Source organism: Siminovitchia fordii DSM 16014 = CIP 108821, from assembly GCF_000374565.1.
Lineage (GTDB): Bacteria > Bacillota > Bacilli > Bacillales > Bacillaceae_C > Siminovitchia > Siminovitchia fordii.
Map to the genome: position 1 here is coordinate 31,612 of NZ_KB894710.1, position 16,784 is coordinate 48,395.

Genomic DNA, 16,784 nt, shown 5'->3' on the forward strand with positions numbered 1-16,784 from the left:
TATTAATAGAGGTGACATTTATGCAAGCCAAACCCATTTATGTGGAAATACCCATTCAGGCAACTATAGACGAAGTATGGGAGATGACTCAAAATCCTGAATTGCACGAACAATGGGATTTACGTTTTTCTTCTATTACCTATTTGCCGAAGAATTCAAATAATGAGCCGCAATCCTTTTTATATGAGACGAAATTGGGATGTGGGGTAAAAGTTGCGGGCTGGGGTAAAAGCATCGGTATGCATAGTAAGAAGGATGGTACCAAAACATCTTCTCTTCACTTTGGTACTGATCAAAAAATTTCTCCCATTTCTGAAGGGAAAGGATATTGGCAGTATATACCGACAAATAAAGGTACTAAATTTCTCACTCAGTATGACTATGATGTACGTTTTGGTTCATTTGGGCGCATTTTAGACCTCGTATTTCGCCCCGTGATGGGATGGGCGACGGCTCTTAGTTTTGATGTACTGAAACGCTGGATTGAAAAGGGGGAGTTGCCACGTATACAATATATACGTCTCTTTATGAATGTTATAGTAACCATGCTCTTTTTCTTTGTTTGGCTTTATCATGGACTTGTTCCAAAAATCATTATTAAAAGCCCTGAGGAAGTATCTATGCTGTCTAGTTTAACTTCCTTGGAGGGGACTGCTGTTATAAAGGGTGTAGGAATAATAGGCATTCTTGAGGTTTTATTTGCGGGGGTTTGGGTTCTTTATCGTAAGAAAAGACATTTACATGCTCTGCAGATCATTGCTTTTCCGATATTAACGATCAGTGTATTAATCGCCAGTCCTTCGCTTTCATTACATCCGTTTAATCCTGTGACCTTAAATGCTAGCCTTTGGATCCTTTCCATTATTGGTTTCTTAATATCGAGGGATTTGCCATCGGCAACCAGTTGCAAGAGGACAAGAAAGGATGTTACATAGTGACAATTTATAAAGATCTCTTGGGTGAGGATTTTCAAAGGCTTCATCCAAAGCTGCAATCCCGTTATTCACTTCAGATAGGTGAGTCGTTTTATGGGAGTGGGACGATGACAAAAATTGAATCGGGTGGTATCTGGCTAAAACCGTTTTTAAAATTAGCAGCCCGCTGGCAATTTCTGTTTCCCGAAAACGGAAAGGATGTACCGTTTACAATCAAAAATACCTGTCGATCATTGCCGACCGGTGAAACGGAATTATATTGGGAACGTACTTTTTATTTTGAAAAAGTTACTCGTCATTTTAATGCATTTATGACCCTTGATCCAAAGCGTAGAGTCGTAAAGGATTATTTAGGGGAACCAAGCTTATTTTATTCTGATTTAACATTTAGGGTGACATCTGAAGGGCGCATGCGTATTACCTCTGGTGCTCAACGTGTTGTGATGGGCAACCTAGAACTCCCAATTTTTCGCTTGTTAGAAGGCGTGGTGACTGTTGAGGAAGGATATGATGATGTCCAGGGAGCATTTACGATTCAAGTCGACATACATAACCGAATTATAGGAAGGCTGATGGCTTATGAAGGCGAATTTAAAGCGCAGTCTCTTTAATCCAATCACACTTGCAGGTATGTTATTTTTCATAGCAAGCATCATTTTTACAGCTAAATCTTACTTGTTAATGCTGACGGCTGCACAGTTGGTTTTCGTTCCTATCATGCTCCAATTAATATTTGAAGTAAAGAGGAAACATATTATTTTCACCTGGATTGCAATGCTCTCTATCTTTTTATTGCAAGTTGTCCCGTCAAGTACAGGGCAGATGGTTCTCGCTTTTATTTATGTACTCTTCACCTTTTTTGTAGCGTTTTATGGACTTAAGCGATTTTTTAACCGTGGCTTTACAAATTGGGCTGAAATTTCAATCGACATCGGCATGATGTATCTATTTATAGGGGGACTATGGTTCTTTGCTTATGTCGCAAAAATTGATACAGGTTTCAGTCCGTTGATCACTTGGTTAACAGCTATACACTTTCATTACTCCGCCTTTTTACTACCCATATCTCTTGGGTTTTTTGGACGCTTACATGATTCAAAATGGTACCGTTTGATTGTACCTATTATCTTAGCGGGTCCTATGCTCGTCGCGATTGGTATCACAGCTTTGCCTTTACTTGAATTTATCTCTGTATTGCTATACATCTTTGCCATTTTCACCTTGATCGTACTTGCATACAGAACTAGTTTTGCTTCAACTGTGCAGGCAGTTTTGATAAGGACCTCATACAGTATACTTGGCATTACAATCTTTTTTTCATTGCTTTATGCAACACAAAACGCGTTTGGACATTGGTTTGTTAGTATTGATTTTATGCTAAGATTCCATGGCTTATTTAACAGTATTCTATTTGGAATGTTAGGCGTAGTCGGCTGGGTGTTGGCACCACCTGAAACGAAGCAGGAGATCTTTAACTTTCCAGTGAGTCAAATGCGAGGAACGCTAAAAGGAGCAGGTAAGCGAAAATCAGGATTAGTGGATGATTTAAGTGTTTTCGTAAATACAAAAACATTACCTAAAACGATTGTTGATTTTTATGAGCAAACCGATCAATATCAGTTATTTGCTTCTGTAAAATGGGCAACCTGGTTTAAGCCGTTAGCAAGTTGCTACAAAATAATAAGTACGCAACTTCAGCAGCTAAATTTACCCATTTCAAGTGACCTTACTGAGATGACATTTAAAATACAAGCTGTTGATCCAACAGTTGATGGAAGGAAAAATCCACGTGCATGGATTCGCCGGGTGAAGAATAATATCGTATTTGTAGCCATTTACTCTCAGCATGAAACGAAGGGCAGGACGTATATGAATATTGCACTTCCTCTGCCTTATTCATCAATGATAGGTATTTTACAGCTTGAAGTTGTTGATGGTATTCTGATACTCTCGAGCGAGGGAAAAGGGGACCCAGGTATTTATTTAGCAGTTGGCAAAACTCTTTTCAAGCTACCGTTATCCGAGCACTTCTTAATAAAAGAGACAGGTTCGGGATCACTTATAGCACAACACAAAATGCGAATTTTTGGGATCCCTTTCTTACAAATAGAATACAAAATAATTCAAAATATCGTGTCGGCTGGTTAAGTAAATGAATAATTATGAAGCAGACCGTCTGACTACATACTTAAAGACCGTCCATTATCTTTTTTTAAGACGCATATTTACACCACCCCAAATGAAACATTTAAAAAGAATCTTGGGATGAAATGTGATTGGGGAATCACCTTTAAAACAATGATCAAGGATGTTTCACGATTCAGATGACCGAGAATAAAAGTGAGATTAAATCATTTTTTAATCTCTAATCAATGAAGAGCATTAAAAATTAAAAAACGTAGTGCGTTTTGATAAACATGAGTCCATATTTAAATCTCCACTCTGTCAAAGTTTGGTCAGGATTGTTGGACTAAAAGCCTAATCTGTTCTAGTTTGCAAAATAGGAATATGTGGCGCTTATAAAGATGTCGCGATTTTTTTGTCTGGGTATGATCCTATGTTTTTTCATTCAACAAAACAAAATCCTTTCTTGATGCAATAGTAGATGTGAAACAAACAGGATCGACTCCTGTATAAAAACGGAGTCAATCCTTTTTAGTATGTTTTAAGAATGTATTACGTAATGGATATATAAGGCCCCGGAAATCCGAACACTCCTCTTGGAATTCTGATTATTTATTTCAAGTGGAACTTTATTTTCAAAGAAGAATATGATAGGATGATTACATAAAAATAGACCGATAGTCGGTCTGTTGAGGAGTTGTAAAACATGAGAGTTATAAAAAAAGCCGAGGAGCGCAGAAACGAAATACTTGATGCGGCGGATGAGCTTTTCGGCCAGAAAGGTTTTGACGCGACAACAACAAGAGATATTCTCGAAAAGGTCGGTATTGCGCGGGGAACATTGTATCACCATTTTAAGTCGAAGGAGGATATTATGGACGCGCTGATTGAGCGTTATAATATTCGTCTTTTGGGAGCGGCTCAGGAAATTGCTGCAGACAAGAGCATGCCTGTAGTTGAGCGTATTATCCGCGTTGTTATGGCACTGAACATAAATGGAGAAAGCAGCACAGAAATTATGGAGCACATTCATCAGCCGCAGAACGCGCTTATGCATCAAAAAATACAAAAAGTCATCATCACTGATGTTCCGCCGATATTGACAGAGATCATCCGAGAAGGAATTGAGCAGGGAATGTTCAGTACGCCATTTCCATATGAGTGTATGGAAATGGTTGTTATTTATGCAACGACCGTTTTTGATGGCGATATGGTCTCTATGACAAACGAGGAACGCTTTTCAAGAATGCATGCCTTTATCTGCAATGTAGAAAGGCTGCTTGGTGCTGAAAGCGGAAGTTTGATGGATACTTTGAAGGTGTTTGGTATGGAAGAGGGAGACACCAATAAATAACTCGGTGAAATCTTTCAAAAAACTGCTATGGTTGGATCATTTCATTTCCGCTATAGGAGGAGGTTTTACGTCATTTGGGTTAGGGATTTATGTTTTCCAGCAGACGGGAAAAGCATCGGCCATGGAGCTTGTCATCTTGCTTGTTGACAGTGTAGGAAGGAACCATCACTACGGGCAGCGGTGGAGGAGCAGGATTCCTGGAGCTTTATCATGTGTGACTTCTAGTCTTTAAAAACTAGAATAAAGAGGTGACTTATGTATAAAAGAATAATCCGAAATGATATTTCAAAAAGCAAACTGATCACACTAACAACTACGATATTTGTCGCTGTAGCGGCTGCGCTTGTTGCTCTCTCGGCGATACTTGTTGTAAATCTTTCGGGTGCGATTGATACACTTATGAAGCAGGCGAAAACTCCGCATTTTATGCAGATGCATTCGGGCGATATTGATACTGTACGGCTTGCGGATTTTGCGGAACAGAATAGCCATGTCGATGAATTTCAGGTGAGTGAATTTCTCAATGTGGATGGTGCAAAGATTGTAATTGACGGAAACTCACTTGTGGACAATATTCAGGACAACGGTTTCAGCACACAAAGCGAAAAATTTGATTACCTCCTTGATCTTGGCGGAAACGTCATAAATGTATCCGACGGGGAGATTTATGTTCCGGTAGGTTATATGAAGGACGGCACTGCAAATGTCGGTGACAAAGTTGTGGTAGACGGAAAGAAATTTACCATTGCGGGATTTCTTCGTGATTCGCAGATGAATTCGTTACTTGCTTCATCAAAGAGGTTTCTTGTGAGCGAAAATGATTACGCGGCAATAAAGGGTGTCGGAAGTACGGAATATCTGATTGAGTTTAGATTAAAGGACTTGTCTGAAATTAGCGCATTTGAAACTGACTACACCTCCTCAGGACTTGAAGCAAACGGACCGACAATCACTTATCCGCTATTCAAGATGCTTAATGCGATTTCCGATGGTTTGATGATTGCGGTCATATTCCTTGTAAGTGTCCTTGTCGTTGCAATCGCATTTATGTGCATACGTTTTACACTTCTTGCGAAAATCGAAGACGACTACCGCGAAATAGGTGTTATGAAAGCAATAGGGCTACGTGTTTCCGACATAAAAAAGATTTATCTTGCGAAGTATACAGTGATTGCAGCAACTGGTTGTATACTCGGATTTGCACTTTCATTTGTGTACAGAGGTATGCTTCTTGAGAATATACGGCTTTATATGGGGGAAAGTGAAAATTCTTCTTTCGCCAATTTATTCGGAATAGTAGGTATACTACTTGTGTTCTTTGCAATTATTGCCTATGTAAACATAGTATTAAGACGCTTTCGAAAAATATCTGCCACCGAAGCTATTCGATTTGGCACTTCACAGGAGAAAACCGTGGGAGTCAAGCGTTTTACTCTGAGTGGAAACAGACTGTTTAATACGAATATTTTTCTCGGTATCAAAGATGTTCTTGTAAGGAAAAAGCTGTACGCCACAATGCTTGTAGTGCTGATGATATCAGCATTTATCATTATTGTTCCACAGAACTTGTATAACACCATTTCTTCAAAAAGCTTTACCACATATATGGGGATAGGGAATAGTGATATGCGTATTGACATCCAGCAGACCGATAATATGTCTAAAAAGGCTGAGGAAATAATAAAAACAATGATCAGCGATAGTGCGATTTCGAAGTATGCTCTGCTGACAACAAAGACATTTAACATAAGGCTGGAGGATGGTACGGAGGAAAGGTTAAAAATAGAGCTTGGCGACCATTCCATATTTCCAGTCGATTATTCCGATGGCGCTGCACCCGGCTCAGTAGATGAAATTGCGCTTTCGGTAATGAACGCTGATGAGCTAAACAAAAAAGTTGGAGACATCATTACTTTAGTGAATGAGGGGGAGGAAAGGAATCTCGTAGTCAGCGGCATTTATTCCGACATAACCAATGGGGGTAAAACAGCAAAGGCTGTTTTTACCGATAATTCGGCCGATATTATGTGGTATGTGATCTGTGCTAAGCTTTCAGATCAATCTCTTATCGGCAGTAAAGTTTTGGAATATACGGATAGATTTAATTATGCGAAGGTTTCGGACATTGATGAATTTATTGGACAGACATACGGATCGACTATAAACTCTGTCGGAAAGGCGTCTTATGCATCAATTGTCGTTGCACTAATAATAACAGTATTGGTTACACTTTTGTTTATGAAAATGCTTATCGCAAAAGATAGATACTCCATTGCCGTAATGAAATCGTTAGGTTTTACAAACTCGGATATTACCATACAGTATGTTTCGCGTTCGGTGTTTGTTCTGATTGTAGGAATTGTTTTTGGGACGCTTCTGGCAAACTCACTTGGAGAGGTACTTGCAAGCGCGGTCATCTCATGGTTTGGAGCGGCGTCGTTTAAGTTTGTTGTAAATCCGCTTTCTGCGTATCTATTATGTCCATTGATGATGATATGTTCAGTACTTATCGCAACAATTATCGGTACATCGAGTGCGGGACAAATAAAAATATCCGAAAATATGAAGGAGTAGATTATGAAGAAGATTATTATCGGTGATAATATAATGAAATCTTTCGGAGTAGGCGATGAAAAGAACTATGTCCTCGACGGTGTATCCATTGAAATAAACGAGGGAGAGTTTGTTTCGGTTATGGGTCCTTCTGGCTCAGGTAAATCGACACTGATGTATGCGATGAGTGGAATGGACGAAATTGACGGCGGAACAGTTTCTATTGACGGCAGGGATCTATCAACACTTAATGAAAAGGAGCTTGCCGATATACGTAGAACAAAAATGGGTTTTGTTTTTCAGCAGCCGACTTTACTTAAAAGCTTGAACATTCTCGATAACATCATTCTACCTTCCATGCGGGATAACAGAAAAAACGTTGCAAAGATTACTGAAAAAGCAAGAACTCTTATGAAAAAGGTTGGTATTGCGGAACTGGAAAAGCGTGATATTACCCAGGTTTCGGGAGGACAGCTTCAGCGTGCGGGAATATGCCGCGCACTTATGGGCAGTCCAAAAATTATCTTCGGTGACGAACCGACTGGTGCACTTAACTCAAAATCTGCACAGGAAATTATGGATATCATTTCTGAAATTAACACAGAAGGTACTACGATTATACTAGTCACTCACGACGCTAAGATTGCAGCTAGGACTGAGCGTATTATGTTTATGTACGACGGAAAAATCGTAAGCGAAATGCGGTTTAAGAGATTCAACGGCACAGATATTGATGACAGGATGAAAAGAATCATGGGAAAAATGCGGGAAATAGGAATATAATATGTTAATCTGTCTGCTAAAAAATCGGTACCTACTGTTAAATAGTCTGTACATAAGAGGAAAGAGCATGGAGAAAAAAGAGTAGTCGAGCAATATATACTCAATCTTGGTTCAATCGCAAAATCAATCCAAATTCAGGCTGGATCTGTACGAGCTTCAATTTTTTATCACGCCATAATTCTGCGGGATTTCTAGGTTCTATTCAGTTCGTTTCCTCAGTTTAACCACTGCAATCCAGTCTTTTCTTTGAACTTCTTTTACGATTCCAGGGACAAATTTAGTATATAAGCCAAAGTGGAAAAAAGAGGATGAAAACGGGCATTTGAGGAGGGAATCCAGGGAAATAGATTGATTAAAATATGTGTTGTATTTGACCTAGAACCTTGATTACAATGTTTCATTTTTATTATGATCAGAATTTCAATAAGATCATACGTCTTTACATTTGAAGTGCCAGTGTTTTGAATTGATTAGATCAAACTAAATTTTAAAGCTATTTGTCAAGGATACTCTTGAACAAAAAATTATTGTTTTACAATTATCTTTTATTGTTTTACAATAATTTAAGGAGGTGGGTTTCTAATGAATCTTTTTACCAAAACCGTTCTGAAATTTTTGTCAATTGCGTCTCTAATAGCTCAAGTTTTTTGTGCGTTTGCTGGATTAATGCTACTATTTGCTGCTGGTGCATTATTGTTGGTTCCGAACGGAGTCAAAAAACAATTGCTACAGTATGCGGATTTAAACTCAAGCCCAAGCCTATCAGTATGGTTTTTAGTACTATCTTGCTTAGTTGCGCTAGCAATCATTGCTTGCTTATTTATTATTATGTACGCTCTTCATAAAATAATTGGTAATATTTATGAACAAAACTTCTTTGTTTCTCAAAATCTCACGTACCTCAAACTAATCTTAATCTCGATCACTAGCTTTACCATTTTGCAGTTCATTAGTCAGCTGTTCTTTGTACAAGCACATGCTTACAATGTCAGTGGAATTTTTTCAGATTCTTGGCCAAGTTTAATAGGAAACATTCTTCTGTTAGCCATCGTTTATACGCTTTATGTGGTTTTTAAACACGGCATATATTTGCAAGACGATTCTAACAACGTAATTTAGGTGGGAGCTCCTAATGATAAAAATTAATCTGGATCGAGTAATGCTGGAAAGAAAAATTACTTCAAAAGCGTTAGCAGAAAAAATTGGAATTACCCAAGCTAACTTATCGATACTAAAAACAGGTAAAGCACGTGGTATTCGTTTTGCCACTTTAGAAAAAATCTGTCAGACATTAAATTGTCAGCCTGGTGATATATTCGAATATGAAGAAAAAACTGACATATAGAAAAGCAATTGTTATAAGTCAGGTTTTTAATTGTTGACTTTTAAAGTAAACATGTTCGAGAATTTGTCTAATATTGATTTTGCAGTACATCCATGGAAGCGTTCAAAAAAAATTAATCGAAAAATAGGCACGTTTTTTAAAAGAAAGCAAGGTGCAACAGGTAATTGCAAAGAAAAAGGGGGGAGAAAAAGTTGTGAAAGAAAGCGGGAACGGTATGATTAGTTGGGGCTATAGCAGACGTTAAGGAGATGGGATATTAGAAAGATAATTCTTGTTATGGGTTAAGGTTAACTATGATAAGGTTAGTATATCGAATGAGATTTTGAAACGTGTACTTAATCTAAAATACCCTTAGTTAAATGAGTGAATAAATTAGTACGGGTAGCAGTGAAATAGACATCGTACATATATTTAGGGAGAGAAAAATTTGAAACCAAATTATACAGATCATGGATATTCAATTATTATGGGGCCTAAATTAAGAATGTTAGTGGAGCAACAACTTTGCGATGATCTAAAAGTGTATGGAATAGCAGGGAATCAGTTTAAATTTGACTGGTCTGAGAGTTGTATAGAGGGACACGAAACTGCTTACTTAGATGGGCGTGTTGAAAACTTCTCAGGAATAAATGTATTTAATGAAAAAGATGAGCATATTGCGGAGGGATGGATGGAATTTATTCACGAGCCAGCATGTGACTTCTTTATTACGTATTGGGAATTTCTTGATTTTATTGATTCTGGAAAAGAAATAAATATAAAGGATAATTTTGGAATTCCTTATCATATTTATCATAAAATTCCTGAAAATATACGCTCAAACTATAAGGCTGGGTTATTCAAATCTTGAAATTTCATTAATATATTTTGGTTTCAGTACATTGTTAATTCACAGGTATTGGTTAAGCGTATGTAAAGGTAGAACAACTTTAAAAGTGTCCTAGAAATTGACTCATTGTTTTGCAGTAAAAATCCCTGATATAAACTTGATTCTCGGCAGTTCCCCATACAAATAGAGCCACCTACACTTCAAACCAACAGTTATGGTGGTGGCATTCTGTTAATTAAAAGCTCCCTATTTTATTGTTTTTATGAATATCTTCTGTTCCTGCATCCAATGCAGTCTTGTAATATTCGCATTTATGATTTATGAGTTCCATTGTTTTATCTTTCAACTGTGCTTCTACAGCAGTTTTTCGCTCCAAAAACATGTCATATCTTTGTTGTAATGAGGAACCCCCTTCAGAGCACCAATCAATAATTTTTTTAATTTCTTTTATAGGCATTCCAGTGGATTTTAGGCATTCAATTACTTTTAAAGCGTCTATATCTGATTCTTTAAACAATACTATGAGACAAATGATCCGGACCATTTGCAGCTTCCATGATCGGAGGCATCCGTGAGACTCACGAAATGCTAGATTTCTGTGCAAAACATAATATTGTTCCTGAAATTGAAGTATTTTCGGCAGATCAAATTGATGAGGCATATGGACGAGTATTAGCTTCCGATGAGAAATATAGATTCGTGATTGACATTAGTACAATGTAAATTACGTATGTTTTTTATGGTAATGTTAAGGTTAAGGTGTCTTAAAAGTCCGACTTTTGGGACGTTTTTTTATCAATGTAGGAAAGGTGATGAGCATTGAAAAAAATTGTAAGTGTATATATGGTGCTTATTCTCTTATTAGTTGGATGTTCTCCAAATCAACAACAAGATGCAGGACATAACAATAATGAGCAAAACTCTCCACCAAGTCAGCAAGAAAATGATGAATTAGAAGTGATTGCAGAAAATCTCGACGTTCCTTGGTCCATTGAAAAAAATAACAATACTTACTATCTGACAGAAAGATCTGGATCCATCGCGAAAATAGAAAATGGAGAAATGGAGAGGCATAGTGTAGAACTTGAGAAAGATCTTGCTACAGCTGCAGAAGCAGGGCTATTGGGATTTGTTCTTGCTCCCGATTTTCAGGAATCCAATCTAGCTTATGCTTACTATACGTATGTAGATAGTTCCGGACAATTTAATCGTATTATTACACTCCATTTGGAAGATAATGTTTGGAGGGAAGAGAGTGTACTTCTCGATAAAATCCCAAGTGGAGACTACCATCATGGAGGAAGGCTTAAAATTGGACCTGATGAGAAACTCTATGCAACAGCCGGTGACGCGTCTGAATCGGATAAGGCACAGGACCTTAATTCATTGGGCGGGAAAATTTTAAGAATGAATCTTGATGGAACGATACCAAATGATAACCCGTTTTCGGATTCATACGTCTATAGTTATGGACATCGAAATCCTCAAGGAATTACCTGGTTGCCTGATGGAACACTATATACCAGTGAGCACGGAAACAGTGCAAATGATGAAATAAATAAAATAGATCCCGGGCAAAATTATGGTTGGCCAATTATCGAAGGGATTGAAGAACAAGATGGGATGGTTTCACCGCTATTCACTTCTGGAGAGGATACAACTTGGGCACCATCTGGAATAGACAATTCTAATGGGAAATTGTACGTTGCTGCATTAAGAGGATCAGCCATTTTAGAATTTGACCTTGAAACAGGTAAATACCGTGAAGTTATAACTGGCCTGGGCAGAATTCGAGATGTGCAGATTGAAGATAATTACCTTTATTTCATTAGCAATAATTCAGATGGTCGTGGAAATCCACAGGAAAATGATGATAAATTATACCGCACCTCACTTTCCGAATTAAATTGATTCTAAACATTTGAATGTATTTGGTTTAATTTTTAAAAACGAATAAAGAGGATGTACAAGCAGTTGTAGATTTGGCGGTTGAAAGTGTAGATGTAATCTTTATCAACGCTGGAATCATGCCCCACGCTCCATTAGTAAAAAGATAGGTGATTTTAAAATGGATATGAAAGAGTTTATAGATTTTTGTAAAAAAAGGGAATCCAATTTCAGGTGAGGATAAAGAATTACATGGGTATGAAGCAATCTAAATTCGGACTGGGTCCAATTCGAGGCCAGTCCTTTTTATTTGTTTCAATTTTCCCTTATCAATATCTTCTATTCACTACAGACGAACTTAGTTACATTGGGAGAATAGACATAATACAGGGTGGCAAAAAGAGGGAGGGAAATTGACTATTATAAAGCTTCCGTTTGGAAGGTAACTATTTATGAATAATTGGTTCCCTTCTTACTATAAAATTTATAAGAAAAAAATCCGAATAAATATCCTATTCCAGCCCCTAAACTAACTGTATATAGTAAAGAGAGTGGGAAAAACATGCCCAAAATTACACCGATAGCACAACCAAAAAGCATTCCCATTGGTATTAAACTATCTAATAAATTTTGAGCACCTTCTGATTTTTTCTTACCTAGTGTCCCTTGATTATATTTACGTTTAAGTCTATGAATTACATATACCACAATACTTCCCACTATTACAACAGGTATTACAGCAAGCATAATTTCCATGACTAACTCCATGTAAGAATCTCCTCCCATTTTTTAATCAAATCATCACTCTACCTAAAACTTTATTCCGTTAAAGGGCTTTCTAGTGTAATAAACAACTTTATTGTATATTAAACGATTTTAAACATTAAAACGTATGCCTAATTCAAATCGCGCCGACCAGGGGAGATATATCTGTCCATTTGAAGAAAAATCTCTCTGGTCTCGGGAAGATCCGCTTTTTCATTCAATTTCTTCATACACCGTCCCGTCGGTATCCTTGATTTGGACAAATGGCTCCAGCTTATCAAGTAGTATAATGATCGTCGGGTTTGCTTCTTTCGACTGGTTTGCAAACGTCCGGATATTGATATCTGTTCTTCCACTTTTCTTCTCTATGCCCAATACCTCTATATTATTTCCGCTCATTTCTCCTCCGAGAGAAAGGACAATTGCCTTGCTATCCTCATAGGTGTCAAATACCTTCCATCCTTTGATGTTTGGATCAGCCTGTAGTTGTTCATAGTATTTGTTTATATCGGGATCCCATCTGTCATCTTTCGCGGCCACATTAAAACTGCTTCCATTCAACTGGTTGAAGCCAATATAGCTCAAGCCTCCAAGCGCACCTAATACAGTAAGTGTCAGCATCGCTTTTTTCCATAGGGGACCCCTTTCCCCGATCCACAATAAAAAAGCAACAGACAGGATACCTGCACCTATTAAACTGACCGGCATACCCGCGAAACCGCCTATCAACAGGCCGCCAACAACGGTGGTGAGGCTGACCACTACAAGGAAAGCGACTCTTTTGAATCCATCCATCTCTTTTGAAAAATAAAACGTAAGGGCATAAAAGCCGATGCCCAACAGTAATCCGGTCAAGTACACAATCATAAGTCCCAATGCCGGTACCTCCTATGAGTTTTATCTCATTATATCAAAGCCGCTGAAAAGTGATATGCTGGTGAGATCCTCAACCACAATTAAATCAGTGATAGTCCAAGAGGCGGTTAAATTAAACGGCGTTATTCATGAGTGGGTTTGCGTTTTTTTATATGGTGTTATTTTAATTGATAAATTTTAATAATAGTTTGATCAACTAATGGGCACTTTTATTGATTTGTAGCTATTACTTGATGATCGGATCAGATTCTGGAACAAAGAAGGTGTATCAACTAGAAATTGTAATCTATGCAGCTAAATTCATTTAAGTGGTATGGACTTTGGTCCAAAACAAAATTTCAACACAAATAGGTGATGGTGAGATTGTGATCACCCGCGAATTTGATGCTTCACGCGATCTTGTATTTGAAGCTTAGACAAATGAGGAGTACCTGTCGAAGTGGTTGGGACTCGAGGTTTTACGTCAACTTTTCAGAAGTTTGATATGAAGCAAGACGGTACATGGCAGTTTATCATGTATGCTCCTAATGGGGGAGATTATTCAAACACCAACGTCTTTGTTGAGGACGTTAAACCAGAGTGGATTGTTATCAAACATACTGTGTTTCCCCATTTTCTGGCGGGAGTAAACTTTGAGAATCGGTTGGTAAGACCAAACTCTCTTATTGCACAGTTTTTGAAGAAAAGGCCGCTATATTCGATAAGGTGAAAACAAATGCGGTCCCAGGCGCCGAACAGACCATGGATCGTCTTGAGGAACATCTGGCAAGTATGTCTTTAAAGTAAGAGGTCATCCTTTAAAATAAACTTTCCCGGCCCGAATTTTTCCCCTTTTTATTGAACTCATGTCTGATATAATCTATTTTAGCCACTCCCAAATATCTCTTAAATAGCCTTCTGTAGAACGTTTTTGGTACAACGTGCGGTAAATAGTTATTTTGGGAAGCGGGCAAACGGCCCTTTTTATTAATGCAGATAACAAAGTATTTAATGGAGAATAATAAAAGGAGACAAAAAGAATTGAAGTTGATTGAAATACCTAAGTGGGGAAACTATTTACGAGAGCAGTGGCGTGGAATCTTTGCAAATCATCTTTCAAAAGTAGAACAAAAATCAATTTATATGGACTCATTTCTATGGCATCTATGCAGTTGGGAAAAGGTATTCTGCCTTGAAAAAGAAAAAGCAATTGAGGCTTTCGAAAGTCAGTTAAAAAATAAGTGCACTATTTTTTATCAAAATACTGATGAAGCTTATTTAGTACAACATGCTAAAAATCTTAAAATTAATGATTTACCATTTGAAGAGAATCACATGTATTATAGCGATATCTATGTAATGGATTGGAATAATGGATGGACGTTTGTTATGACTCATGAAACGGAATCGGGAATAGGACCGTTTTTTATTCAGAAACCATAACTATCCCTCATGTAAGTAAACTACCGGCCTTTTTGTTTGTAAGTCTTTAATCATCTTCCTCCATCGTATGCTTTCCGGAATGGCATTGCGCACATGTATCAACTTATTTTGTGGAAGATGGTACAAAGAAAAAACAGCTCAAACTTAGACCTGTTTTTAGTTAATTTTATCTTCATCATTCAATCCACTAATTTTAAATGCTTCTTCTTTCTTATCATACCTTGCTAGGAAATGGACTTGTCCATCAACTACCTTAAATACTGTAAATACAATAGCCTGTCCCTTGATTGTATCATCATCATTTAGCCAAGTTCCTTGTTGCACTAATACAATGTAGTGATCTTTAGCATATTTCTCAATAGTTGCTAATTGTAAATTAGCACGTTCAATCCACTTACCTAATTCTTGATGATTTATTACTCCTATACCTTTGGGGCCGATTAATTCTAGCTCATTAGACGTTATTTTTGATAAACCTTCTAGGTTTTTTTGATTAGAAAGTTCAACCCATTTCTCTGCGGTTTCAATAGTTTCAACAGTTTTATTATTCATTATTGTTTCATCTCCTTCGGATTTATAATGCCCCTTTAAAAAATAGCTTTGCAGTAAGTTAGGTGTGTAACTCTATTGGCAATTTTCTTGTTACCACCATTTTCTGATATAAATGAGGTTCAAACAAGTTAATAAAAGCGGAAGACATCAACTAGACCGGCAAGTCGGGATTAAATAAACCTGCACTTTTCCCTGTATACGTAAAGGTTTGAGGGAAATTTGGGAGAGAGGAGGACGGAAAAGAATTTATTGAAATTATATACCATCCATTTTTAAGAGAATCAATTATTAATATTTGTACAAAACGTCCGGTGAACTTTATTCATATAACATAGTTGGAGCTGCTTCAATAACTACCTTATATATAAATTTCCATGTTGAGCTATTAGGGCTAAATCAAAATTTTTTGTCGTAATTGTTTCGTTTCAATTATCAATAGCACAGACCTCATTCTTGTTACGTAATTTCCTGTTTAATAAAGCAATTAAATCCTAATTGGCAAATATTCCCAATTACTTAACCTCATTGTTAGCACATTATTCCATCTGCCAGTTCATTTTTTGCTTGTAGTTTCCGATTTCCCGAACTCGCTGGTTGTAAAACTTTGAATGACTCCATTGGGGAAGATGGAGATCAGCCTATTAGCACGCATAACTATCCACCTAAATAAAAATATTTAATTATGACAATAGATGTCATCTTTAAGTATTATACTTGGTGTCTGTATAGCAATAGAAATGATTTACGCGATAAGTATAGTGGTCATTGATTTTCGGATTCATTGTGTAAACTAGCTTTTGCTTTCGAAGTCCACTAGTATAACTGCGGGACATGAGTAATGAAGCCAAAATTTATCCTTGCATCCGGAAAAAATGAATGTTCACTATTTATTTTTAACGTCTGCTAATAGTTAACGTAATATTTGGTTCTATTGCTAAACACAGGCCATTTCTATCTGATTATAGGGAGGAAGAATTATGTCCAAGAATGTACGACCAAGAAAAATAATCTTAGATTTAGCAGTAACTATGGATGGTTTTATTGAGGGGGAAAATGGAGAAGTAGATTGGTGTATCATGTGTATTTGGCAAGTAGAATATGTATGATTTGGCAGTTAAAATTGTAGCTACTTGCCAACATCCCTTTTTTAATGATTGAGTAATGATTCTTTGTGTCGAAAACTTTCTCGATTGAACACCAGTAAATGTGAGTAATGAATTAAGCGATCAATAAACGCTTCCGTCAAGATCGGATCTCCGAATATATGATTCCACTGTCCGAACTGAAGATTTGTCGTAACGATTACACTTCGCCGTTCGTAACACAAATTAAGCACTTGAAATAGGAGCTCAGCTCCTT

General features: G+C 37.2%; 17 protein-coding genes and 3 pseudogenes. 15 read left to right on the top strand and 5 right to left on the bottom strand.

The window, feature by feature from the left end; translation table 11 throughout:
• Positions 1 to 20: 20 nt before the first annotated feature.
• From C509_RS0120615 to C509_RS0120660, 10 genes are all read left to right on the top strand, one after another.
• The gene (locus tag C509_RS0120615; RefSeq protein WP_018708833.1) at positions 21 to 935 is read left to right on the top strand and encodes a DoxX-like family protein; all 915 of its coding nucleotides are present in this window, start codon (positions 21 to 23) and stop codon (positions 933 to 935) included.
• On the top strand, positions 935 to 1,546 hold the full coding sequence (locus C509_RS0120620) for a DUF4166 domain-containing protein (protein ID WP_018708834.1): 612 nt from the start codon (positions 935 to 937) through the stop codon (positions 1,544 to 1,546). The genes C509_RS0120615 and C509_RS0120620 overlap by 1 nt, the downstream gene beginning before the upstream one ends.
• Complete coding sequence (locus tag C509_RS0120625; RefSeq protein WP_018708835.1) at positions 1,515 to 3,083, top strand: YndJ family protein; 1,569 nt, start codon at positions 1,515 to 1,517, stop codon at positions 3,081 to 3,083. Before C509_RS0120620 ends, C509_RS0120625 begins: the two co-directional genes overlap by 32 nt.
• 682 nt (positions 3,084 to 3,765) lie before the next feature.
• Entirely contained in the window at positions 3,766 to 4,413 is a 648-nt protein-coding gene (locus tag C509_RS0120630) for a TetR/AcrR family transcriptional regulator (protein WP_018708836.1), read from the top strand.
• Between the two features lie 4 nt (positions 4,414 to 4,417).
• Entirely contained in the window at positions 4,418 to 4,645 is a 228-nt protein-coding gene (locus C509_RS27115; RefSeq protein ID WP_018708837.1) for a hypothetical protein, read from the top strand.
• Between the two features lie 23 nt (positions 4,646 to 4,668).
• A complete protein-coding gene (locus C509_RS0120640) occupies positions 4,669 to 6,987 on the top strand; it encodes an ABC transporter permease (protein WP_018708838.1) in 2,319 nt (772 codons plus the stop codon).
• A 3-nt stretch (positions 6,988 to 6,990) separates the two neighbouring features.
• Positions 6,991 to 7,749, top strand: a complete 759-nt coding sequence (locus C509_RS0120645) for an ABC transporter ATP-binding protein (protein WP_018708839.1) — start codon at positions 6,991 to 6,993, stop codon at positions 7,747 to 7,749.
• A gap of 582 nt (positions 7,750 to 8,331) precedes the next feature.
• On the top strand, positions 8,332 to 8,868 hold the full coding sequence (locus C509_RS0120650) for a DUF2975 domain-containing protein (RefSeq protein ID WP_018708840.1): 537 nt from the start codon (positions 8,332 to 8,334) through the stop codon (positions 8,866 to 8,868).
• Between the two features lie 13 nt (positions 8,869 to 8,881).
• Positions 8,882 to 9,094: a helix-turn-helix domain-containing protein gene (locus C509_RS0120655; protein ID WP_018708841.1), complete on the top strand. Its 213-nt coding sequence runs from the start codon at positions 8,882 to 8,884 to the stop codon at positions 9,092 to 9,094.
• Between the two features lie 427 nt (positions 9,095 to 9,521).
• Positions 9,522 to 9,944 carry a hypothetical protein gene (locus tag C509_RS0120660; RefSeq protein ID WP_018708842.1) on the top strand — a complete coding sequence of 141 codons (423 nt, stop codon included), beginning with the start codon at positions 9,522 to 9,524 and terminating at the stop codon, positions 9,942 to 9,944.
• Positions 9,945 to 10,158: 214 nt separating this feature from the next.
• On the opposite strand, the pseudogene C509_RS24370 reads toward C509_RS0120660, so the two are convergent.
• A pseudogene (locus C509_RS24370) lies at positions 10,159 to 10,440 on the bottom strand (MerR family transcriptional regulator); the annotation flags it as partial.
• A gap of 26 nt (positions 10,441 to 10,466) precedes the next feature.
• Between C509_RS24370 and C509_RS26650 the strand changes: the two are divergent.
• Together C509_RS26650 and C509_RS0120675 are read left to right on the top strand one after the other, a co-directional pair.
• A pseudogene (locus C509_RS26650) lies at positions 10,467 to 10,646 on the top strand (alcohol dehydrogenase); the annotation flags it as partial.
• A 96-nt stretch (positions 10,647 to 10,742) separates the two neighbouring features.
• Positions 10,743 to 11,834, top strand: a complete 1,092-nt coding sequence (locus C509_RS0120675; RefSeq protein ID WP_018708845.1) for a PQQ-dependent sugar dehydrogenase — start codon at positions 10,743 to 10,745, stop codon at positions 11,832 to 11,834.
• A gap of 426 nt (positions 11,835 to 12,260) precedes the next feature.
• Here the strand turns inward: C509_RS0120675 and C509_RS0120685 are convergent, their stop codons facing one another.
• Both C509_RS0120685 and C509_RS0120690 read right to left on the bottom strand, forming a co-directional pair.
• Positions 12,261 to 12,578 carry a hypothetical protein gene (locus tag C509_RS0120685; protein ID WP_018708847.1) on the bottom strand — a complete coding sequence of 106 codons (318 nt, stop codon included), beginning with the start codon at positions 12,576 to 12,578 and terminating at the stop codon, positions 12,261 to 12,263.
• A gap of 210 nt (positions 12,579 to 12,788) precedes the next feature.
• Positions 12,789 to 13,451 (bottom strand): hypothetical protein, encoded by a 663-nt coding sequence (locus C509_RS0120690; protein WP_018708848.1) that lies wholly within the window; start codon positions 13,449 to 13,451, stop codon positions 12,789 to 12,791.
• Between the two features lie 439 nt (positions 13,452 to 13,890).
• On the opposite strand from C509_RS0120690, the gene C509_RS27390 reads away from it, so the two are divergent.
• Both C509_RS27390 and C509_RS0120700 read left to right on the top strand, forming a co-directional pair.
• A complete protein-coding gene (locus tag C509_RS27390; RefSeq protein WP_342664530.1) occupies positions 13,891 to 14,160 on the top strand; it encodes an SRPBCC family protein in 270 nt (89 codons plus the stop codon).
• A gap of 260 nt (positions 14,161 to 14,420) precedes the next feature.
• Positions 14,421 to 14,873, top strand: a complete 453-nt coding sequence (locus C509_RS0120700) for a DUF4275 family protein (protein ID WP_245542513.1) — start codon at positions 14,421 to 14,423, stop codon at positions 14,871 to 14,873.
• Between the two features lie 156 nt (positions 14,874 to 15,029).
• Here C509_RS0120700 and C509_RS0120705 read toward each other — a convergent pair whose 3' ends face one another.
• Positions 15,030 to 15,425 carry a hypothetical protein gene (locus C509_RS0120705; RefSeq protein WP_018708851.1) on the bottom strand — a complete coding sequence of 132 codons (396 nt, stop codon included), beginning with the start codon at positions 15,423 to 15,425 and terminating at the stop codon, positions 15,030 to 15,032.
• A 977-nt stretch (positions 15,426 to 16,402) separates the two neighbouring features.
• Between C509_RS0120705 and C509_RS26255 the strand changes: the two are divergent.
• A pseudogene (locus C509_RS26255) lies at positions 16,403 to 16,504 on the top strand (dihydrofolate reductase family protein); the annotation flags it as partial.
• 68 nt (positions 16,505 to 16,572) lie between these two features.
• Here C509_RS26255 and C509_RS25790 read toward each other — a convergent pair.
• Positions 16,573 to 16,784: ATP-binding protein (locus C509_RS25790; protein WP_169509283.1), on the bottom strand; the 212-nt coding region annotated here is incomplete at its 5' end.